General features: G+C 59.3%; 20 protein-coding genes. 15 read left to right on the forward strand and 5 right to left on the reverse strand.

The window, feature by feature from the left end; translation table 11 throughout:
- Genes C8D72_RS01655 through C8D72_RS01675 form a run of 5 tightly spaced genes read right to left on the reverse strand, consistent with a single transcriptional unit; the run spans position 1 to position 5,425 of the window.
- Positions 1 to 270: a K+/H+ antiporter subunit F gene (locus C8D72_RS01655; protein ID WP_090133492.1), complete on the reverse strand. Its 270-nt coding sequence runs from the start codon at positions 268 to 270 to the stop codon at positions 1 to 3.
- Positions 267 to 758, reverse strand: a complete 492-nt coding sequence (locus tag C8D72_RS01660) for a Na+/H+ antiporter subunit E (protein WP_115852673.1) — start codon at positions 756 to 758, stop codon at positions 267 to 269. The genes C8D72_RS01655 and C8D72_RS01660 overlap by 4 nt, the downstream gene beginning before the upstream one ends.
- The gene (locus tag C8D72_RS01665) at positions 748 to 2,283 is read right to left on the reverse strand and encodes a monovalent cation/H+ antiporter subunit D (RefSeq protein WP_115852674.1); all 1,536 of its coding nucleotides are present in this window, start codon (positions 2,281 to 2,283) and stop codon (positions 748 to 750) included. Before C8D72_RS01665 ends, C8D72_RS01660 begins: the two co-directional genes overlap by 11 nt.
- Positions 2,280 to 2,633, reverse strand: a complete 354-nt coding sequence (locus tag C8D72_RS01670) for a Na+/H+ antiporter subunit C (protein WP_115852675.1) — start codon at positions 2,631 to 2,633, stop codon at positions 2,280 to 2,282. The genes C8D72_RS01665 and C8D72_RS01670 overlap by 4 nt, the downstream gene beginning before the upstream one ends.
- Positions 2,633 to 5,425, reverse strand: coding sequence for a monovalent cation/H+ antiporter subunit A (locus C8D72_RS01675; protein ID WP_115852676.1), 2,793 nt, complete (start codon positions 5,423 to 5,425; stop codon positions 2,633 to 2,635). The genes C8D72_RS01670 and C8D72_RS01675 overlap by 1 nt, the downstream gene beginning before the upstream one ends.
- A gap of 551 nt (positions 5,426 to 5,976) precedes the next feature.
- Here C8D72_RS01675 and C8D72_RS01680 point away from each other — a divergent pair.
- From C8D72_RS01680 to C8D72_RS01750, 15 genes are all read left to right on the forward strand, one after another.
- Positions 5,977 to 8,277 carry a putative monovalent cation/H+ antiporter subunit A gene (locus C8D72_RS01680; RefSeq protein ID WP_115852677.1) on the forward strand — a complete coding sequence of 767 codons (2,301 nt, stop codon included), beginning with the start codon at positions 5,977 to 5,979 and terminating at the stop codon, positions 8,275 to 8,277.
- Positions 8,274 to 8,693 carry a Na+/H+ antiporter subunit B gene (locus C8D72_RS01685; protein WP_115852678.1) on the forward strand — a complete coding sequence of 140 codons (420 nt, stop codon included), beginning with the start codon at positions 8,274 to 8,276 and terminating at the stop codon, positions 8,691 to 8,693. The genes C8D72_RS01680 and C8D72_RS01685 overlap by 4 nt, the downstream gene beginning before the upstream one ends.
- 30 nt (positions 8,694 to 8,723) lie before the next feature.
- Complete coding sequence (locus C8D72_RS01690; protein WP_115852679.1) at positions 8,724 to 9,071, forward strand: Na+/H+ antiporter subunit C; 348 nt, start codon at positions 8,724 to 8,726, stop codon at positions 9,069 to 9,071.
- A complete protein-coding gene (locus C8D72_RS01695; RefSeq protein WP_115852680.1) occupies positions 9,068 to 10,576 on the forward strand; it encodes a Na+/H+ antiporter subunit D in 1,509 nt (502 codons plus the stop codon). The genes C8D72_RS01690 and C8D72_RS01695 overlap by 4 nt, the downstream gene beginning before the upstream one ends.
- Positions 10,573 to 11,046: a Na+/H+ antiporter subunit E gene (locus C8D72_RS01700; RefSeq protein WP_115852681.1), complete on the forward strand. Its 474-nt coding sequence runs from the start codon at positions 10,573 to 10,575 to the stop codon at positions 11,044 to 11,046. The genes C8D72_RS01695 and C8D72_RS01700 overlap by 4 nt, the downstream gene beginning before the upstream one ends.
- Before the next feature lie 31 nt (positions 11,047 to 11,077).
- The gene (locus C8D72_RS01705) at positions 11,078 to 11,347 is read left to right on the forward strand and encodes an MrpF/PhaF family protein (protein WP_115852682.1); all 270 of its coding nucleotides are present in this window, start codon (positions 11,078 to 11,080) and stop codon (positions 11,345 to 11,347) included.
- Between the two features lie 16 nt (positions 11,348 to 11,363).
- Positions 11,364 to 11,780, forward strand: coding sequence for a monovalent cation/H(+) antiporter subunit G (gene mnhG / locus C8D72_RS01710; protein WP_281271605.1), 417 nt, complete (start codon positions 11,364 to 11,366; stop codon positions 11,778 to 11,780).
- Between the two features lie 63 nt (positions 11,781 to 11,843).
- On the forward strand, positions 11,844 to 12,302 hold the full coding sequence (locus tag C8D72_RS01715) for a DUF3429 domain-containing protein (protein ID WP_115853566.1): 459 nt from the start codon (positions 11,844 to 11,846) through the stop codon (positions 12,300 to 12,302).
- A 453-nt stretch (positions 12,303 to 12,755) separates the two neighbouring features.
- Entirely contained in the window at positions 12,756 to 13,826 is a 1,071-nt protein-coding gene (rfbB, locus tag C8D72_RS01720; RefSeq protein WP_115852683.1) for a dTDP-glucose 4,6-dehydratase, read from the forward strand.
- Positions 13,823 to 14,692: a glucose-1-phosphate thymidylyltransferase RfbA gene (rfbA, locus tag C8D72_RS01725; RefSeq protein WP_115852684.1), complete on the forward strand. Its 870-nt coding sequence runs from the start codon at positions 13,823 to 13,825 to the stop codon at positions 14,690 to 14,692. Before rfbB ends, rfbA begins: the two co-directional genes overlap by 4 nt.
- The gene (locus C8D72_RS01730) at positions 14,689 to 15,774 is read left to right on the forward strand and encodes a DegT/DnrJ/EryC1/StrS family aminotransferase (RefSeq protein WP_115852685.1); all 1,086 of its coding nucleotides are present in this window, start codon (positions 14,689 to 14,691) and stop codon (positions 15,772 to 15,774) included. Before rfbA ends, C8D72_RS01730 begins: the two co-directional genes overlap by 4 nt.
- Positions 15,771 to 16,307 carry a GNAT family N-acetyltransferase gene (locus C8D72_RS01735; protein WP_115852686.1) on the forward strand — a complete coding sequence of 179 codons (537 nt, stop codon included), beginning with the start codon at positions 15,771 to 15,773 and terminating at the stop codon, positions 16,305 to 16,307. The genes C8D72_RS01730 and C8D72_RS01735 overlap by 4 nt, the downstream gene beginning before the upstream one ends.
- Positions 16,304 to 17,338 carry an ATP-grasp domain-containing protein gene (locus C8D72_RS01740; protein ID WP_115852687.1) on the forward strand — a complete coding sequence of 345 codons (1,035 nt, stop codon included), beginning with the start codon at positions 16,304 to 16,306 and terminating at the stop codon, positions 17,336 to 17,338. The genes C8D72_RS01735 and C8D72_RS01740 overlap by 4 nt, the downstream gene beginning before the upstream one ends.
- Before the next feature lie 38 nt (positions 17,339 to 17,376).
- On the forward strand, positions 17,377 to 18,900 hold the full coding sequence (locus C8D72_RS01745) for an oligosaccharide flippase family protein (protein ID WP_115852688.1): 1,524 nt from the start codon (positions 17,377 to 17,379) through the stop codon (positions 18,898 to 18,900).
- Positions 18,881 to 20,008, forward strand: a complete 1,128-nt coding sequence (locus C8D72_RS01750; protein ID WP_115852689.1) for a glycosyltransferase family 2 protein — start codon at positions 18,881 to 18,883, stop codon at positions 20,006 to 20,008. The genes C8D72_RS01745 and C8D72_RS01750 overlap by 20 nt, the downstream gene beginning before the upstream one ends.
- The last annotated feature ends 28 nt before the right edge of the window (positions 20,009 to 20,036 follow it).

The raw sequence follows: 20,036 nt of genomic DNA on the forward strand, positions 1-20,036 counted from the left end.
CTATTCGATAATGTCGCCGCGCAATAGATACTTGCAGACGGCAACGGTGCTGATGAATCCCAGCATGGCGATCAGCAGGGCGCCTTCAAAATAGACCCGGGTGCTGAGCCAGATCGTGTACAAAATGATCAGGGCAATGCTGTTCACGTACATGGTATCGAGCGCAATGATGCGATCCGGCAGGGAGGGCCCCACCAGCAGTCGATAGGCGTTGAGAACGATGGCCATGGCGACCAGGAAAAAGCTGATCCACAGCGCAATACCGATCATTCGTAAATCTCCATGAGCGGTCGCTCGTAACGGTTGTATATCTCGTCGATGACAGCCTGCTCATCGTCGGTGTCCAGCACATGGATCAGCAGGCTGCGCCCGTCGAGCCTCAGGTTGGCCGAAATGGTGCCCGGCGTCAGGCTGATGGTGCTGGCCAGCAGCGTGATGCTGAAATCACGTTTGAGCGTTAAAGGATACTCGACGAAGGCGGGGCGAGGGCGGCGCCAGGGGCGAGCGATCAGCCAGGCCACTTCCAGATTGGCCAACAGAATGTCCACCATGACGCGCAGGGTATATCGCAACAGCAACAGCGGTTTTTTGACCACCGGCTGGGCATCCCAGAAGCGCTGGGTCATCAGCGGAATGGCAATGCCCAGAAGGGCCCCCATGATCACCGAGCCATAGGTAATGACGTCAGACAACATGATCCAGACCAGCATCAGGATCAGGGAAAGAATGGGCCTGGGGAGACAGCGTTTAATCAGCATCGGCAGACGCTCCTGGCGTAACTGAAGTGACATCGCCCAATACAGCGCTGCGATACTGTCCGGTGTCGGCAATCTGCTCGGCCGTGGCCTGGGTGTAGCCGCCGATGGGCCCTGCCAGCACGATCAGCAGCGGTGCGGCCGACAGCAGCAGTACTGTCCCCACCAGCTTGCCGCGAGAAAGACGTTCGCTTACCCGGTCGCCGTTACTGTAACGCCAGAAGACGGTCGATCCGGCGCGTGAGGCGGCCACCACTCCGGCAAGACTGGAAAGCAACAGTAGCGGCCACAGCCAGAGCCCCTCTGAAAGGGTGGCGGTAGACATCAGCCATGCCTTGGCCAGGGCTCCCGACAGCGGCGGCAGACCTGCCGAGGCCATGGCGCCAATCATGTACAGGGCGCTGAACAGCGTGGCGTATTTGAACTTCCTGCTACGCACGATGCGGGTGCCTACCTTGCCGCGTTGATCGGCAATCAGGTCGGCCAGCAGGAAAAGCCCGCCGTTGATCAGGGTGGTATGCAGCAGATAAAACAGCATGGCGCCACGCGAGGCCGTACTGTCCATGGCCAGCCCGCACAGCAGGGTACCGATCGAGATCAGCATGAAGTAGGCAATCTGCATGCGTAGATCGCGTGCTGCCAGAACGGCAATCGTTGCCATGGCCAGTGTTGCCAGCCCGCCCCACCAGAGCCAGGGCTGCGCCAGATTTGAGAGGCCGTCGGCCTGTGCCCCAAAGATCAGTGTGTACACACGGAAAATGGCGTAGATCCCCACCTTGGTCATGATGGAGAAAAGCGCCGCAATCGGGGCAGGGGCCGAGCTATAGGCACGCGGCAGCCAGAAATAAAGCGGCAGAATGGCGGCCTTGAGACCGAACACCACCAGCAGTAACAGGGCACCTGCGCGTACAAGTCCCTGTCTCTCGGCAGGCAGCTGGCTGACGCGCTCGGCCATGTCGGCCATGTTGAGCGTACCGATGCTGCCATACAAAACGCCCAGCGCGATCAGAAACAGTGAGGAGCCGGCCAGGTTCAGCACGACGTAATGCACGCCTGCCTGTACACGCGATTTGCCACCGCCATGCATCAACAGCGCATAGGAGGCCAGCAGCAGTACCTCGAAAAAGACGAACAGGTTGAACAGGTCGCCGGTCAGAAAGGCGCCGTTGATGCCCATGAGCTGCAGGTGAAAAAGCCCGTGGAAATTGGACCCCTGGTTGTCCTCGCCACCGCTGGCGTGAATCACGCTTCCCAGCGCCAGCAGTGCCGTCACAAGCACCATCATGGCCGACAGACGGTCGGCGACCAGCACGATGCCATAGGGCGCCTGCCAGTTGCCCAGACGGTAGACCAGCGTTTCACCGCCGGCCACTCGACTGACCAGCCAGAAGCCCACGACCACCAGTAGCGCCGTGGCCGTAATGGAGATGGTACGCCTGACCGGGTCAACCCCTTCACGCTTGCGCAGCAGGATAATGGCCGTTACCAGGGGCAGTAGAACCGGAAAAATGGGCAGATGCTGCATCACGCCTTGTTCTCCCGCGGGTCTTCACGGTCGGTGCGGCTGCCATCAACGCTGTCACTGCCCAGATCGCCTCTGGCGCGCATTGCCAGGATGATGGCGAAGGCGGTCATGGCAAAGCCGATGACGATGGCGGTCAGTACCAGTGCCTGCGGCAGCGGGTCGGCATAATTTTCATTGGTGCCGACCAGCGCCGCACCGTGTGTGGTCAGTCCGCCCATGGAGAATAGAAACAGGTTGACGGCATAGGAGAGCAGCGTCAGTCCGACGACGACCGGAAAGGTACGTCCGCGCAGGGTCAGATAGACGCCGCTGGCCGTCAGGATACCGGTGGTGATGGCGTAAAGTGCTTCCATCAGGGCATGTCCTTGTTGGGTCGATGTGCGGTGGTGAGCTTGCCCAGATTGGCCAGAATCATCAGCGTGGCGCCAACGACTGCCAGATAGATGCCGCCATCAAAGATCAGGGCGCTGGCAAGTTCGATATCACCGATCAGTGGCAAATGGAAATGATCGAAGGTTGATGTCAAAAACGGGTAGCCAAACAGCCAGCTGCAAAGCCCGGTAAAGGTCGACAGGGCAACACCGGCAATGGCAATGGGCTGGAACTGGAAGTCCAGACGCTGCTGCGCCCATTCAACGCCGCGTGACATGTACAGAAGAATCAGGGCCACGGCCGTGATCAGACCGGCTATAAAACCGCCGCCGGGCTGGTTATGACCACGCAGGAAGATAAAGAACGACACCAGCAGGGCCAGCGGCAGCAGTGTCTGGGACACCACCATCAAAAGCGTCGGGTGGCGGTCATTGGACCACAGGCGACCTTCCATGTCGGTGGCCGGCATGAACAGGCGCAGCCGGTTCAGCAGCTTGAAGATCGCAAGCCCTGCAATGGCCAGTACCGTGATTTCACCCAGTGTATCGAAGCCGCGGAAATCCACCAGAATGACATTGACCACGTTGTGACCGCCCCCGCCGGGCACACTCTGATCGATGAAAAAGTTCGAAATGCTGTTGAGATCACGCGTCAGCACGGCGAAGTTGAGGCTGGCCACCGCACCACCAAAGCCTGTCGCGATCAGAACATCGCGTACCACGCGGGCGCCGCTGGACTCCTTGGGCGTTTTCTGCGGCAGAAAGAAAAGCGCCAGCATTAAAAGGATCATGGTCACGACTTCTACCGACAGCTGCGTTAGGGCCAGATCGGGCGCCGAGAAGCGGGCAAAGGTCAGTGCTACCACCAGCCCCACCACGGAGAGCATCAGCAGTGAAATCAGGCGATAGCGATGCAGCGCGGCCGTGAGTACGCCGCCCATGATCAAGAGCGCGGCGCCCAGGATCACGATCGGGTCCAGCGCCTGCTGGCCCAGACTGCCAGCCAGCATGTCCAGGTCCGCCAGTCCAAGCGCCATGGCCAGTACGGAAACGGCCATCAAAAGGAACATGTAGCGCTGCAGAGAACCGTTTTCGAGGCGATCGATCAGGCGCTGGCACAGGGCTACCAGGCGCTGAACAAAGCCTTCAAAGATGTAGCGGGCATCCTGTGGCTTGAACTGACGGTTGAACCGCATCATGTGGCGATGAAGCAGATGTAGCACGATGCCACCGGCAATCACGGCCATGCTCAGCAGCAGAGCGGGGTTGATGCCGTGCCAGAGTGCCAGATGGAATTCGGGCATCTCACCGGAGACCGTGGCGCGCACGGCATCTTCCAGTATCGGCGATTGGGGCAGGGTGGGTACCAGCCCCACGATGATACACAACGCCACCAGCAGCTCGACCGGAAAACGCATCGGCCAGGGGGGCTCATGCGGTGTTTTGGGTGGCTCCTGGCGTGGCCGCCGGAAAAAGGTGGCATAGGCCAGTCGCAGCGAATAGGCCACGGAAAGCAGGCCGCCCAGACCGGCCAGCAGAGGCACGATCCACGCCAGACCACCGAACTGCTGTGACGCCAGCGCTTCGGTAAAGAACATCTCCTTGGAGATAAAGCCGTTGAGTGGCGGCAGCCCCGCCATCGAGACCGTGGCAATACAGGTGAGCACTGTCGTGATGGGCATGAGCCTGTAAAGACCACCAAGTTTTCGCACATCACGGGTGCCGGCTTCGTGATCAATGATGCCGGCTGCCATGAACAGGGAGGCCTTGAACAGGGCGTGATTGATGATGTGAAAAAGCGCCGCAATCATGGCCTGCGAATTGCCAAGCCCCAGAAGCGAGGTGATCAGGCCCAGATGACTGATGGTGGAAAAGGCCAGAATTCCCTTGAGGTCGGTTTTCAAAAAGGCAAACCAGGCGCCATACACCATGGTCACCAGTCCGGTGAGCGTCACGATCACCGTCCAGAGCTCGGTGCCGGAAAGCGCCGGGTGCAGACGCAGCATCAGGAAGATGCCGGCCTTGACCATGGTGGCCGAGTGCAGATAGGCCGACACCGGTGTGGGGGCGGCCATGGCATGAGGCAACCAGAAATGAAACGGGAACTGGGCCGACTTGGTAAAGGCGCCCAGCAGCACCAGCACGATAATGGCCGGGTAAAGCGGGCTCGCCGTGATCAGGTCATGGCTTTCCAGCACCGTGCCCATGTCATAGGTGCCTACGACCTTGCCAATCAGCATGATACCCGCCAGCAGCGCCAGCCCCCCGGCGCCGGTCACCGTCATCGCCATGCGCGCGCCCTTGCGCGCTGTCGTCTCATGTGACCAGAAGCTGATCAACAAAAAGGAAGAGATGCTGGTCAGTTCCCAGAACCCCCATAGCAGCAGCAGGTTGTCCGACGTGACAATGCCGACCATGGCGGTCATGAACAGCATCAGGAAGGCGTAAAACCGCGACATCGAGTCCTGTTCGGACAGGTAGTAGCGGGTATAGAGAATAATCAACAGCCCGATGCCGAGAATCAGCAGCAAAAAGAGCAGCGACAGGCCGTCCAGCCGGAAGGCCAGCTCAAGGCCCATGGCAGGCAGCCATTGTAATGAGGTGCGCATGACCTCATCGCCGTCATGCCCCAGGTAGAAGAACAGGACCAGGCCTAGCGCGACGGCTGGTGCGGTGGCTGTCGCCAGGGCACAGACGGTTCTACCACCGCGTATGGCCAGCGCGGGGACGAAAACGCCCAGAAAGGTCAGCAGGGGGATCCAGGGCAGGGTCATGAATACTTGTTTCCTGATGAATGGCTTCCAGTGTACTGACTACTCGACATGCCACGCGGTCCGGTGACCAGCAGCGCAGGCGCTGAAGCACATCGGATGGCGGGCATCATGAATAGACGACACAGCGAGCAAATCCCGCAGTGCAGTATGTGTCAGTTGATTCCTTGCAGGGCCGATCAGAGATCTCGAACAGACACCCGCCATGGGCGGGAAGCCGTCTCCCGGGAGGGGCCGGCCCTTGTTATTAATGATTTGCAGAATATTGCGCTATGCAATGACATCAAGCAGTTAGGCGATTCTCCCCTGCAGATGGCGTGCTGGCAATACCCTTCATCACGTGCAGGGCTGCTTTTCGCTGTCAAACCTTAATCTTAAGGTTAAATGATTGAAAGAAGCACGCCATTGCCGCTGTAATGCGAACCTACAATAGCATATCGATCCCGATTTGCTGCTTTCTTCCATGAACAGGCAAGGATGTCGATCGGCGTTCATGGCGCCGTTCATGACCATCAGGTCATGGCATCAGGTAGTCCAAGGAGAGAGAACGCATCATGCAGATCGCCGTGTTGACCGGATTTGTCCTGGCCATCCTTGTTCCTCTTCTATCGCGCTGCTGTGGCAGTCGTACCGGGCTGGTTCTGGCGCTTTATCCGGCAGCCGTGGCCTTCTGGCTGGTCTCACTGGCGCCGGAGGTACTGCAATCGGGCGGTATCTATTTTGAACAGGCCTGGGCACCGAGTCTTGGGCTGAGCTTAAGTTTCTGGCTGGACGGTCTGTCGTTGCTGTTCGGTCTTTTGATCAGCGGCATCGGCACACTGATCATCATTTATGCCAGTGGTTATCTTCACGGTCACCCGCAGCTTGCCCGTTTTTATGTGCTGATCCTGTCCTTCATGTCCTCCATGCTCGGCGTGGTCATGGCGGACGGGTTGATGACGCTGTTTGTCTTCTGGGAACTGACCAGTATTACCTCCTACCTGCTGATCGGCTTCAACCATGAGGATGCTGCCGCCCGCAAGTCGGCCCTGCAGGGGCTGCTGGTGACCTTTACCGGTGGTCTGGCGCTTCTGAGTGGCCTGATCCTGTTGAACGTGGTGGGCGGCAGCTGGTCGCTTCAGACGCTGCTCAGCGATGGTGAGGCGCTTCGCGAGCACGCCCTCTATCTGCCGATGCTGCTGTGCCTTCTGGGCGGTGCCTTTACCAAGTCGGCCCAGTTTCCCTTCCATTTCTGGCTGCCCAATGCCATGGCCGCCCCCACGCCGGTGTCGGCCTATCTGCACTCGGCCACCATGGTCAAGGCGGGTATTTATCTGATGGCGCGCCTGCAGCCCGGGCTTGGAGGCACCGAGGCCTGGATGACCATTCTCTGTGTTGTCGGTGCCATTACCATGGTCGTGGGGGCCTTCCTGGCCATCCGCTTTACCGGCATCAAGAAAGTGCTGGCCTACTCCACCATCATGGCGCTGGGCACATTGACCATGCTGCTGGGCATCGGCGGGGAGGCGGCGATGATCGCCTTTGTGACCTTTCTGGCCGCGCACTCCCTCTACAAGGGGGCATTGTTCATGGTGGCGGGGGCGCTCGATCACGAGACGGGCACCAAGGACATCGACGAGATGGGCGGTCTGCGCCGCGCCATGCCGGTTACGGCCCTGTGTGCGTTCGTGGCAGCCCTGTCGCTGGGCGGGGTGATCCCGCTGTTTGGTTTCGTCGCCAAGGAACTGATGTTCGAGGTCGTGCTCGATGCGCCGCGCTTCACCGGTTTCCTGATCGGCATGAGCCTGCTGGCCTCCGTTCTGGTAGTGGCCGCCGCCGGCATCGTGGCGCTGCGGCCCTTCTTTGGCGCACTCAAGCCCACACCAAAAGAGCCGCATGAGGCGCCGCTTGCCATGCTGGCCGGCCCCTGTGTGCTGGCGTGTCTGTCGCTGGTGCTGGGCTTCATGCCCTGGCTGGCGGGCGGGCCTCTTCTGGCTCCCGCTGCCAGTGCGGTCATGGGTGCTGAAGTGGTGACGGACCTGTATCTCTGGCACGGCATCAATACGGCCCTGATGATGTCGATGTTCAGCCTCTGTGTCGGCCTGCTGGTGTGCTGGCGCTGGGCGAATGTAAGAGCCGTCATCCATCGTTTCAGCCCGATACTGGATCGCGGGCCGGAAGCGGTGTACTGGAAGCTGATGGATCTGCTGGTGCGCGTGGCCGAGTGGCAGACCCGTCTGCTGCAGAGTGGCTACATGCGCAACTATCTGATTCTGACCCTGCTCACCTTTACGGGCCTGACCGGCTATACGCTGCTGGTACGCCACGGACCGGAGTTCGACATTACGCTTGATGTGCGTCTGCAGGAGGTGGTCGTAGCACTTGTCACGGCCGCCAGCGCGATCATGGCCTGCATGATGCGCTCGCGCCTGGCGGCCGTGGCCACCGCGGGCGTCATGGGCTTTGGGATCGCCCTTATCTTTTTGCTGTTCAGCGCGCCGGATCTGGCCATCACGCAGCTTCTGATCGAAACCCTGACCGTGATACTGCTCATTCTGGTGCTCTTTCGCATGCCGCAGTTTTCGAGTCTGTCGACACCCATGGAGCGTGCGCGCGATATGCTGGTCGCGGTCAGCACAGGTGTGCTCATGACGCTTTTGATACTGACTGTGCTCGCCCAGGATCTATTTACCCCCATCTCCGAATACATGATCGAAAACAGTGTGCCGCTGGGGCATGGCCATAACATCGTCAACGTGATTCTGGTCGACTTCCGTGCCCTGGATACGCTGGGTGAAATCTTTGTACTGTCGCTGGCGGCAATCGGTGTGCTGGCCATGCTCAGACTGCAGGCAAAAGAGAAGAAGGCACCATGAAAACAGGCACCCTGATCCTGACCGTAGCCGCCCAGATGCTGGTGCCGCTACAGATTCTGTTCTCTCTTTTTCTTTTACTGCGTGGCCACGACGAGCCCGGTGGTGGCTTCATTGCCGGGCTGGTCGTGGCAGGCGCCTTTGCGCTGCATCAGTTCGTCAATGGTCCGGAAGCCACCCGGCGCCTGCTGCGTGTCGATCCGCGTGACTGTATCGGTATTGGTCTGTTGCTGGGTGTCGGCTCGGCCTTTCCGGCTTGGTGGCAGGGCGAGGCGTTTCTGACCGCACAGTGGTGGGACGTTCTGGGATTCAAGCTCTCGACGCCGTTGATTTTCGATATCGGCGTTTACCTGGTCGTACTGGGGTCGGTGTTGACGGCCGTGATCACGCTGACGGAGGTCGACAAGGATGAGGCATGACACGGGCGTATCATCAAGGGAGGGCGCACCATGGAACCCATAATGGCGGTGGTCATTGGTGTGATCTACGCCTCTGCCATTTACATGATGCTGCGGCGATCGATCGTCAAGCTGGTGATCGGGCTGATCCTGATTTCGAATGCGGCCAATCTGCTGATCTTTACGGTCGCCGGCATGACACGCGATGCGCCCCCGCTGATTCCGATGAACGGTGACCCGCTGGGCGATGTGGTTGCCGATCCGCTGCCGCAGGCACTGGTACTCACCGCGATCGTGATCGCCTTCGGCGTTCTGTCGTTCGCCGTGGTACTGATTCGCCGTGCCTACCAGATCGTCAGGGTCGATGATCTGGACCAGATGAAGGATACCGATACGTGAGCCCGGAAGTAGCCCTCCCCATATTGATTCCCCTGACCGCGGGCGCGCTGTCGATGGCGTTCTGGCGCTCGCGCATGATGCAGCGATTGATCGGCGTTGCCGGCACGGCGGCGCTGCTGGCCACCAGCCTCTGGCTTTTCGCCAGCGTACAGGAGCAGGGCCACGTCATCATGAACGCCGGCGGCTGGGCTGCGCCCTTCGGGATTACCCTGGTGGCGGATCACTTGAGTGCCATCATGGTGCTGCTGACCGGCATTATCGGCTTTGCCGTGGCGGTGTATTCACTGCCGACCATCGGGCGGGGGCATGAAACCTTTGGCTACTATCCGCTGCTGCACCTGCTGCTGGCGGGCGTGGCGGGCGCCTTTCTGACCGGCGACATCTTTAACCTGTATGTCTGGTTTGAGGTAATGCTGCTGGCCTCCTTTGCGCTGTTGATCCTGGGCGGTGAGCGCGCCCAGATGGAAGGGGCCATCAAGTACGTCACGCTTAACCTGCTCTCATCCGTGATCTTTCTCAGTGCCATCGGGCTGCTTTACGGCCTGGTGGGCACGCTCAATATGGCCGATATCGCCCGTCGCGTCGCGCTGGTCGAGGACAATACGCTGATCGATATCGTCGCGGTCATGTTCATGATCTCGTTCGGCATCAAGGCGGCGGCCTTTCCGCTGTTTTTCTGGCTGCCGGCGGCCTATCACACCCCGCCGGTGGCGGTGTCGGCACTGTTTGCCGGGCTTCTGACCAAGGTGGGGGTCTACGCCCTGTTTCGTGTCTTCACCCTGATCTTCAATCAGTCAGTGGATTTTACTCACGAAATCCTGCTGTGGGGCGCAGCACTGACCATGCTGACCGGTGTACTGGGGGCGGCGGCTCAGTTCGAGTTTCGCCGGATTCTGTCCTTTCATATCGTCAGCCAGATCGGCTACATGTTGATGGGGCTGGCCCTGTTTACGCCGCTGGCGCTGGTCGGTGGGGTGTTTTATATCCTTCACCACATCATCGTGAAGACCAACCTGTTTCTGATCAGCGGGATCGTCTACCGATTGAAGGGTACTCATGACCTCAAGAAGCTGGGCGGGGTCTACAAGGCCTGGCCATTGCTTGGGGTACTCTTTTTGATCCCGGCGCTGTCGCTGGCCGGGGTGCCTCCGCTGTCCGGCTTTTTTGCCAAGTTCGTCCTGATTCGCGCCAGCATCGAAGCCGGCGAAATCACTATTACGGTGATTGCACTGCTGGTGGGGCTATTGACGCTCTATTCGATGACCAAGATCTGGGCCGAGGTATTCTGGAAAAAGGCGCCCGATGAGGACAGTGCTGCAAAAAGGGTGGCCCCGGTTTCCCAGCGCCATCTCTGGCTCATGATCCTGCCGATTGTGGGGCTGGCAGCCTGTACGGTATTTATCGGGCTCAACGGTCAGCTTCTTTACGACGTGGCGGAAGCCTCTGCCGCGCAGCTTCTTGATCCACAGGGCTATATCGATGCCGTACTGGGAGAGCAGCCATGACGGGGCTTTTATCCAATCTGTTGCTGGCGGTGGCCTGGATTGCCCTCAGCGGTGATTTCAGCATGGGGGGCATGCTGACCGGTCTGGCATTCGGCTATCTGGTCATCCTGCTGTTGCAAAATCAGCTTCCCGGTCTGAAGGGCTATGGTACGCGCCTGCCGAGACTAGTGTCCTTTGTCTTCTATTTTCTGCGCGAGCTTTTCATGGCCAATTTCAAGGTCGCCTTTGACGTGATCACACCGCCCTGGCACATGAAGCCTGGTGTCATCGCGTTTGAGCTTGCGGCGAAGACCGATCTTGAAATTGCGTTTGTGGCCAATCTGATTTCGCTGACGCCGGGCACGCTGAGTCTGGATATCTCCGACGATCGGCAGGTGCTGTTCATTCATGCCATGTTCCTTGATGACGAGCAGGCCCTGCGAAAGGACCTTCAGGAGATGGAACGTCGGGCACTGGCGGTGTTGCGATGACCGCGATGATCAAAGACATGACGAGGGACACATGCAGATACTGATCCATTTGAGTTTTGCCATTCTGGCCATCTCCATGGTGCTCTGCTTCGTGCGCCTGGTGATCGGCCCCAGCCTGCCGGATCGGGTCGTCGCGCTGGAGCTCTTGTCGATGATCATCGTTGGGATTATCGGCATCCACGCCCTTCAAAGCGATGAAACCAGCTTTCTGGATGTCGCCATTGTCGTGGCCCTGATGTCCTTTCTGGCAACCGTCGGGTTCGCCCGCTTTCTGGAGCGAGGAGGCCGTCGCGATGATTGAATTACTCTAGGGTTTTCTGTTGGTAGTGGGCTCTCTTTTCATGTTGATTGCCTCGCTCGGGATTGCACGACTGCCGGATCTGTTGACCCGCATGCACGCCTCCACCAAGGGCGCGTCCCTGGGCGTCATGCTGCTGATGGCAGCAGTGGCGCTGCACTTTCTGGAAGAGGTCGTGTTTGCCCGAACGATTGCCATCACCTTCTTTGTACTGATGACCGCCCCCGTTGCAGCCCATGCCATCGGTCGTGCCGGGTACTTTGTGGGTATCGAGCTATGGAAGGGAACCCTCAAGGATGAGCTTCGGCCCAATTACAATCCCTTGAGTCATCGGCTGCATAGCGGTCTGAAAAAGCCAGCGAAGGGTGCAGATACCGAAGCGCGTGATGACGTTAACAGTGAAGGTGGCAAGGGCGACTCCGACACCAGGGCCTGACATATCGTCAGGCGCCGGGCGTTGCTATGCTGGTTTCACCACTTCCTGGATATCGATCCTGTCATGCTCTCTGGAAAAAAGATTGTGGCACTGCCCTGGCTTTTGGGCATTGCCGGACTAACCCCCTTTATCGGTCTTGCCGCCGTTGTTCTGCTCGCAGTGCCCGGGTGGCAGGCCATCGCCCTGCAGGCCTTTCTCTACTACAGCGCGGTCATACTCTCGTTTCTGGGCGGCATCCACTGGGGCGTGGCGATGAGCCTTGATCATGAGGGCGGCCATCACTTCAGCTCGCGCATGATGGTGGCCATGGCGCCTTCACTGCTGGCCTGGCCGGCGCTCATGCTCAGCCCCCGGTTTGCGCTTCTGGCCCTGATGACAGGATTTCTGCTGATCCGCCTGTATGAAGCACAGGCCGATAGCGTGGAACGCCTGCCCCCCTGGTATACGTCGTTGCGCACACTGCTGACGGTGGTGGTGGTAGTGGCGCACCTGTCCATTCTGCTGTTATTGACGCTGACGTAATTCCTGAAACATCACGACGATGTCGGACAGCGGCATGGTTGTAACAATGTGTCTTAAATAAAGCTGAAAGCTGTATGGCAGGTTTAATACCTGATTATTTTTTGACTGGTCACCCTATAAAAAAACGCCTGCGCTAAATAGCGCGAGGCGTTTTTTTATATAGTACTTCCTACAACATTCCATCCTTTTGTTGAGTCGGACTGACACTCTTTGACTTATATTAAATAAGTTAAGAATTCATGGCAGTTTCGGCACAACACACGATCTTTTCATTTGTCTATCCTCGGTTTCACAGTGCAATAAATGTTGGCTGAAGTTCCATGGGCGTTAATATTATTATGCTGATGTTAATTGCCATCGAAATCAGGCCGTCCGCCGTAGATGAATATATTCTTGAACTGCGATCCTTATATTAGTCAGGGTCGAGTGCAGGGGATTTAGGGATGAAGAATCATGCAGACAGTTATCGTCACCGGAGGGGCCGGCTTCATCGGCTCGGCACTGATACGGCATCTTATCGCCAACGATACATGTCGCATTGTTAACGTCGACTGCCTGACCTACGCCGGCCATACCGCCACGTTGCGAGATATTGATCAGGACCCTCGCTACTGTCTGGAACAGGTGGATATCCGTGATCGCTCGGCGCTGGATCGACTGTTTTCAGATTATCAGCCGGATGTCGTGGTTCATCTGGCCGCGGAATCGCATGTGGACCGCTCCATTGATGGTCCGGCCGTCTTTATCGATACCAATATCGTGGGTGTCTTCAATCTGCTGGATGCCGCGCGCACCTGGTATGAAAGCCTTGAAGGCGAGCTGCGCGCGCGCTTTCGCTTTCATCATGTCTCAACGGATGAGGTGTTTGGCGATCTGTTACCGGATGCCGCACCCTTCAGTGAAACGTCGCCCTACGCGCCCAGCTCTCCGTACGCCGCCAGCAAGGCCAGTGCCGATCATCTGGTGCGTGCATGGCAGCGTACCTATGGGCTGCCCACCCTGATCACGAACTGCTCGAACAACTACGGCCCCTGGCATTTTCCCGAGAAGCTGATTCCGCTGGTGATTCTCAATGCCCTGCAGGGGCGTGATATCCCGGTGTACGGGGAAGGTCATCAGATCCGTGACTGGCTGTTCGTCGAGGACCATGCACGCGCGCTGCATCTGGTCATGCAGCAGGGAACGATCGGTAGCAGCTACAACATTGGCGGCCATGAAGAGCGTCGCAATATCGACGTGGTGACCACCATCTGTGATGTGCTCGAGCGTCTTGAGGTGCCACACCCTGAAGGGGTCAACCGCTTCCATGATCTCATCACCCACGTGGCGGATCGTCCAGGGCATGACCGGCGCTATGCGATCGATGCCTCGCATATCGAGCGCGAGCTGGGCTGGCGCCCACAGGAGAGCTTCGAAAGCGGTATTGAAAAGACCGTGCAATGGTTTCTGAGTCATGGCGACTGGTGTCAGGGCGTCGAGAATGATCAAACCCGCCAGCGTCAGGGACTTGGGGCTACAGCATGAAGGGAATTATTCTGGCCGGCGGCAGCGGTACACGGCTGTATCCGCTGACGCTTGGCGTTTCAAAGCAGCTTCTGCCCATCCACGACAAGCCGATGATCTACTATCCGCTGTCGATACTGATGCTGGCCGGTATCCGGGAAGTGCTGATCATTACCACCCCCGATGAGCAGTGTCTGTTCCAGCGTCTGCTGGGCGATGGCGCGCGCTTTGGGATATCGATCGAATACGCCGCCCAGCCCAGCCCCGACGGTCTGGCGCAGGCGTTTCTCATCGGTGATTCGTTTATCGGCAACGACAGTGTCTGCCTGATTCTGGGCGACAACATCTTCTACGGTCACGGGGTTGTTCCGCGGCTCAAGCGTGCGGTGGCGCGCAGCACCGGTGCCACCATCTTTGGGTATCAGGTGCGTGATCCCGAGCGCTTTGGTGTCGTGGAATTCGACAGTGATCAGCGCGTGCTGTCGCTGGAAGAGAAGCCCAGCCAGCCGAAATCACGCTACGCCGTGACCGGTCTCTATTTTTACGACAATGATGTCGTGGATATTGCCCGTGACGTCAAACCGTCGCATCGCGGCGAGCTCGAGATTACCAGTGTCAATCAGGCCTATCTGGAGCGGGGCGATCTTAATGTCGAACTGCTGGGGCGCGGGTTTGCCTGGCTCGATACCGGCACTCATGAAAGTCTGCTGGAAGCCGCACAGTTTGTTGAAACCATCGAAAAGCGCCAGGGCTACAAGGTGGCCTGTCTCGAAGAGATCGCCTGGCGTAACGGCTGGATCGATGGTGACGCCCTGATGGCGGAAGGTCGCGCACTGGAGAAAAACGGTTACGGGCAGTACCTGATCTCGTTGCTGGAGTCACCATGATCCCCTTTACGCGCCCCTTTCTGCCCCCCGAGGCGGACTACCAGCGCTATATCAACGACATGTTTTCCCGGCAGTGGCTCACCAATCATGGGCCGCTGGTGCAATCCCTTGAGGAGCATCTCCGGGGCTTTCTCGAGATCGAACATTGTCACTTTGTCGCCAACGGCACGCTGGCGCTGCAGCTGGCCTTCAAGGCGCTGGCGCTGGAAGGCGAGGTCATCACGACGCCGTTCTCCTTTGTGGCAACCCTCAATGCGCTGTTGTGGGAAGGGCTCACGCCGATATTTGCCGATATTGATCCACAGACGCTGACGCTTGATCCGGCACGCATTGAGGCGGCGATCACGCCAAATACCTCCGCGATTCTGGCCACGCATATCTATGGCCATCCCTGCGATGTAGAAGCCATCGAGGCCATTGCCCGGCGTCACGATCTGAAGGTCATCTATGACGGTGCGCATGCCTTCGGGTCGCGCCATCAGGGCCGCAGCCTGCTGGATTATGGCGACATCAGCATCACCAGTTTTCATGCGACCAAGCTCTTTCACACCATCGAAGGCGGGGCGCTGTTTACCCGCAGTGAGGTTCTGAGCGAGCGCATCGCGTCGCTGCGTGCCTTTGGTCAGGCCGGGGGGGCCGGCATCAATGCCAAGGGCTCCGAGGCCCACGCCGCCATGGGGCTGGCGCTGTGGCCCTGGATTGATCATATCCTTGGCAGCCGTGCCGACATTGCCGGGGTCTACGATCGATGGATCGATCAGCGTGACCTGCCGGTAACGCGTCCGGACGTGCTGGCCGGGACCGAGATCAATCATGCCTATTATCCCATCCTGCTGCGCAGTGAAGCGCAGCTGGAGAGGGTGGTGCACTATATGGCCGAGCGGGAAATCCATCCGCGTCGTTATTTCCATCCCGCGCTTAACCGTGTCGACACCCTGAGCGGCGCGACAGCTGAAATGCCGGTGGCGGAAGATATCGCCTCGCGCGTGCTTTGCCTGCCCAATTTTGTGGCCATGACCGGTGAGGATGCCGAGCAGGTCATGCGTCATCTCGAAGATGCCCTGCTACTGGAGACCGCATGAGTCAGGATGCCCCCGAACTTGCCTTTCATCACCACCGCGACCGTGCGCTGTCGCCGGAGGCATTTTTGCGCTTTATCGAGCAGGTCGAGAAGGAGTTCGAGCCGCCCCTCTCAAGGCAGCATCACCTGCCTGACTATGCGGACAAGCTGCTGCGTCTGGCCGAGGTTGATTATGTGCTGGAGGATGATGAAGTGGTTGCCGCCATCGCCTGCTACGCCAATGATCGTGAGCACCATCAGGCCTATGCCACCTTCTTTGGTGTGCTACCGAGCCATCGCGGCAGCGGCATCGCCAGGCCGCTGCTGTCGAAGGGGATCGAATCCTGTCGGCAGGCCGGTATGCATCACCTGCGGGCAAGAACGTGGCATCGCGGCAAAATCCTGGCCTTCTATGAGGACATGGGGTTTGTGATCGATCGGGTGGAAACCAACGAGTGGGGCGTTGAGTCGTTGCAGCTGATCATGGCACTCCGGGATCTGCCCGCCGACGCGACGCACCGTGATGGCGACGGCGCTCACAGGGAGGAGTCATGAACGTACTGTTGTCCTGCGTCGGCCGGCGCGGTTATCTGGTGGACTATTTTCGCGAGGCACTGGCCGGACAGGGGCGTGTCATCGCGGCCAACAGTGACCCCCTGACCGATGGCATGTGGCGTGCCGATCGCGCCTACGAAGTGCCTGCGGTCAATGATGCAGGCTATATCGACGCGCTGCTTGATATTGCGGAGAAGGAAAATGTCGAACTGGTGGTATCGCTTTTTGATATTGACCTGCCTTTTCTCAGTGCCGCCCGGGATCGATTTGCCGCGCGCGGCATTCGGGTTGCCGTCCCGGATGAGGCGGTCGTGGATATCGCCAATGACAAATGGCGTACCCAGATATTTTTGCAGGAACACGGCTTCGATGGCCCGCGCACCTGGGCGTCTCCTGCATCGGCGCTGGAGGCTGTCAACGCCGGTGAGGTACGCTGGCCGCTGTTTGTGAAGCCTCGCTGGGGCATGGGGTCCATCGGGGTTCAGGTGGCTCGTGATACTGATGAGTTGCGCTTTTTTCATGAACATACCCGCCGCGCCATTGCCCGCAGCTATCTCACGCTGATGGAAGATCGCGTTATTGAAAAGGATGGCCGCGGCGACGTGTTGATTCAGGAAGGCATTGCCGGGCAGGAGTACGGGCTCGATATCTTCAACGATTTTGAGCGCCGCCACGTGATCACCACCGTCAAGCGCAAGGTGCGCATGCGCTCGGGTGAAACCGATGTGGCCGAGGTGGTGGACATGCCGGCACTGACGCAGCTGGGCGAGCGCCTGGGGCGCCAGCTCGGGCATGTGGGCAATCTGGATGTCGATGTCATGGTCAGCGGCGACCGTCTGGCCGTGATCGAGTTCAATGCCCGCTTCGGTGGGGGGTATCCGTTCTCGCACCTGGCCGGTGCCAACTATCCTGAAATGCTGGTGCATCTTGCACAGGGCCGGCCGCTGGCGCCTGCCGTGGCGCGTGTCGGCACCTTCGGGCTCAAGGCGCTGGTGCCCATGCAGGCTCCTGAACCGGCCAAAAATACCTGAACCACAGGCCCTGCGGTTTCGTTTGACAGGAGTACCACGTGTCGGTCAAGGCCAATGCGCTTGCCAACTATGCCGGTCAGCTTTACACCACGCTGATCGGTATTGTCGTTTATCCCTTTTATCTGGCCTGGATGGGCGAGGAAGCCTACGGTCTGGTGGGGTTTTTCATTGTCCTGCAGGCTTGGCTCAATTTGCTGGACATGGGCATGTCGCCCACCCTGGCCCGCGAAACGGCCAGGGCGGCCACGCACCAGGGCGATCAGTGGCAACAGCTGCGAGGGCTGGTGCGAAGCCTTGAGATCGTGTTTCTGGGGCTGGCGGTTGTCATGGTGGTGTCGATCACGCTGGGCAGCGACTGGATCGCCAATCACTGGCTCGAAGTCGATACGCTGTCACGCGAGGAGGTGGCCTGGTGCATCGTGCTGATGGGCTTCATGGTCGGCATGCGCTGGCTGGCATCATTATATCGAAGCGGCATCCAGGGGCTGGAGCGCCAGGTGTCGCTGAATGTGGCCAATGTCGTGATCGCCACCTTCAAGTTCGTCGGTGTCCTGCTGATTCTGCAGTTTGTCAGTACGCAGCCCAGCGCCTACTTCGAATACCAGATCGCCATTGCGCTACTGGAGCTTCTGGTACTGGGGATCATGTTCTATCGCCTGCTGGGCGGACGCGAACGATGGCAGGGATTTTCATGGGCCGTGCTGCGACCGGTGCTGCCCTTTGCCGGCGGCGTGGCCTACACAGCCGGTATCTGGATATTGATGACGCAGCTCGACAAGCTGCTGCTGTCGTCGTTTCTGCCGCTGTCGGAATATGGCTATTTCACTCTGGTCGTGGTGGTGGCCAACGCGATCATGACGCTGACCATGCCGATCAGTCGCGCCCTGATGCCGCGCATGACGGGGCTGCTGGCCAGTCAGGAAGAGGCGCAGATGCTGCGCCTGTACCGTCATGCCTCCCAGTTTATCGCCGCCACACTGCTGCCGGTGGCCGGCATGGTGGCCCTGTACGGGGGGCAGCTGCTGTATGCCTGGACTGGTAACATGGAGGCCGCTCAGTGGGGGGCGCCCATTTTGCTCTGGTATGCGCTGGGCAACGGCCTGCTCGCCATCGGTGCCTTTCAGTATTACCTCCAGTACGCCCATGGTCAGCTGCGCCTGCATGTCATCTACAACACCATTTCCGTGCTGATCGTGGTGCCGGTAGTCGTGGTAGCCGCCTGGCAGTGGCAGGCGATCGGCGTGGCCGTGGCCTGGTGCGCTTTCCGCCTGCTGTCGTTTCTGCTCTGGACCCCCTTCGTACATTCAAGGTTTGCCCCGGGGATCCATCGCCAGTGGATGACCCGGGACATTCTGCCCTGTGCGGTCGCCACGGCCCTGATGCTGCTGTTGTATCAGTGGCTGGGGCTGTCTCTCTGGACGCTGCCCAGGCCCTGGATATTTGTCAGTCTGATGGGCATGGGCGTCGCCATCCTGCTGGTCAACGCCGTGGTTTCCTCGGTAGGGCGCGACATGATCATTCGCCGTTTACAGGAGAGAAAGCATGCCCGCGCGACCCACTGAGGCACCATCCGCCGATGCACCATTCAATGACGCACTGCCCACTGATGCCCTGCCCACACAAGAGGCGCTTGTCCGGCACTGGCCGAGTGACGCGGACAGGCCCGAGGTCAGCGTTATATGCACGACCTTTAATCAGGCCGGCTATATCCGGGAGACCATCGAGGGCTTTTTGCGTCAGCAAACGGATTTCTGCTTTGAAATCATCGTTCACGATGATGCCTCGACCGATGGCACGGCAGACATCGTGGCCGAATACGCGGCTCGCTACCCTCGTGTCATCCGGGCCGTATTGCGTGATGAAAACCAGTACCAGAAGGGCCACCGCATCATGCCGCTGGCGGCAGGTTTTGCCCGGGGCGCGTATCTGGCGCTGTGTGAAGGCGACGATTTCTGGTGTGATGAACAAAAGCTTGCCCGGCAATACCGCGCCATGCAGGCCCGCCCCGAGATTGCGATCAGCTATCACAACGTGATTCGTCGCGGCCCCGAGCAGGAGAGCCTGCATATCGATGTGCAGGACAGTCGCAATCATGAGCGTGTGGTGGCGCTTGATGAGCTGCTGGTCCATACCGGTGACTACTGCCCGTCACCCTCGCTGATGCTGCATCGAAGCGTGGTGGAGCGGCTTCCCGAGTGGTTCTATACCACGGCGCCGGTAGGCGACTTCTATCTTCAGGTCCTTGCGGCCTGGCCGGCCGGGGCGTTGTATCTGCCTGATGTCATGGCGGTCTATCGCACCCAGGCTCAGGGGTCATGGTCGCAGCAACAGCGCCAGCTGGAAGACGACCGGCGCTACGCGCGTCATCAGGACTTCATGGCCCGTCATGCCGAGTGCATGCATCATCTGGCGACCATGCTGGACGCTTCTCATACACCCTCCATTACGCTGGCCATGGCGCGGCGCTGGTATTACGCCTCGGTGGAATATCTTCAGGCGGGCCGCTATCGCGGTTTCCGGGATGCCATCGCGGCCAGCATGCATCAGCAGGCCATCTCTGCCCCGCAGCGGCTGCTGTTTCTACTGCGTCGGACCCCTCGACTGGCGGGCCGGCTGATCGCGATGCGTCATCAGTATCAGCGCCGGCGCCGCTCGACGGACTGCGCCTGACCGGGCACCGGTCAGTCCGCACGCTGGT

The organism is Kushneria indalinina DSM 14324 (genome assembly GCF_003385845.1).
Taxonomy (GTDB): domain Bacteria; phylum Pseudomonadota; class Gammaproteobacteria; order Pseudomonadales; family Halomonadaceae; genus Kushneria; species Kushneria indalinina.

What these genes read in the sequence shown, in the direction of transcription:
- C8D72_RS01680 (WP_115852677.1), top strand. Translation starts at nt 5,977, where the DNA reads ATGCAGATCGCCGTGTTGACCGGATTTGTCCTGGCCATCCTTGTTCCT.
- C8D72_RS01700 (WP_115852681.1), top strand. Translation starts at nt 10,573, where the DNA reads ATGACGGGGCTTTTATCCAATCTGTTGCTGGCGGTGGCCTGGATTGCC.
- C8D72_RS01735 (WP_115852686.1), top strand. Translation starts at nt 15,771, where the DNA reads ATGAGTCAGGATGCCCCCGAACTTGCCTTTCATCACCACCGCGACCGT.
- C8D72_RS01655 (WP_090133492.1), bottom strand. Translation starts at nt 270, where the DNA reads ATGATCGGTATTGCGCTGTGGATCAGCTTTTTCCTGGTCGCCATGGCC.
- C8D72_RS01690 (WP_115852679.1), top strand. Translation starts at nt 8,724, where the DNA reads ATGGAACCCATAATGGCGGTGGTCATTGGTGTGATCTACGCCTCTGCC.
- C8D72_RS01670 (WP_115852675.1), bottom strand. Translation starts at nt 2,633, where the DNA reads ATGGAAGCACTTTACGCCATCACCACCGGTATCCTGACGGCCAGCGGC.
- rfbA (WP_115852684.1), top strand. Translation starts at nt 13,823, where the DNA reads ATGAAGGGAATTATTCTGGCCGGCGGCAGCGGTACACGGCTGTATCCG.
- C8D72_RS01675 (WP_115852676.1), bottom strand. Translation starts at nt 5,425, where the DNA reads ATGACCCTGCCCTGGATCCCCCTGCTGACCTTTCTGGGCGTTTTCGTC.
- C8D72_RS01685 (WP_115852678.1), top strand. Translation starts at nt 8,274, where the DNA reads ATGAAAACAGGCACCCTGATCCTGACCGTAGCCGCCCAGATGCTGGTG.
- C8D72_RS01740 (WP_115852687.1), top strand. Translation starts at nt 16,304, where the DNA reads ATGAACGTACTGTTGTCCTGCGTCGGCCGGCGCGGTTATCTGGTGGAC.
- C8D72_RS01660 (WP_115852673.1), bottom strand. Translation starts at nt 758, where the DNA reads ATGCTGATTAAACGCTGTCTCCCCAGGCCCATTCTTTCCCTGATCCTG.
- C8D72_RS01705 (WP_115852682.1), top strand. Translation starts at nt 11,078, where the DNA reads ATGCAGATACTGATCCATTTGAGTTTTGCCATTCTGGCCATCTCCATG.
- rfbB (WP_115852683.1), top strand. Translation starts at nt 12,756, where the DNA reads ATGCAGACAGTTATCGTCACCGGAGGGGCCGGCTTCATCGGCTCGGCA.
- C8D72_RS01730 (WP_115852685.1), top strand. Translation starts at nt 14,689, where the DNA reads ATGATCCCCTTTACGCGCCCCTTTCTGCCCCCCGAGGCGGACTACCAG.
- C8D72_RS01715 (WP_115853566.1), top strand. Translation starts at nt 11,844, where the DNA reads ATGCTCTCTGGAAAAAAGATTGTGGCACTGCCCTGGCTTTTGGGCATT.
- C8D72_RS01750 (WP_115852689.1), top strand. Translation starts at nt 18,881, where the DNA reads ATGCCCGCGCGACCCACTGAGGCACCATCCGCCGATGCACCATTCAAT.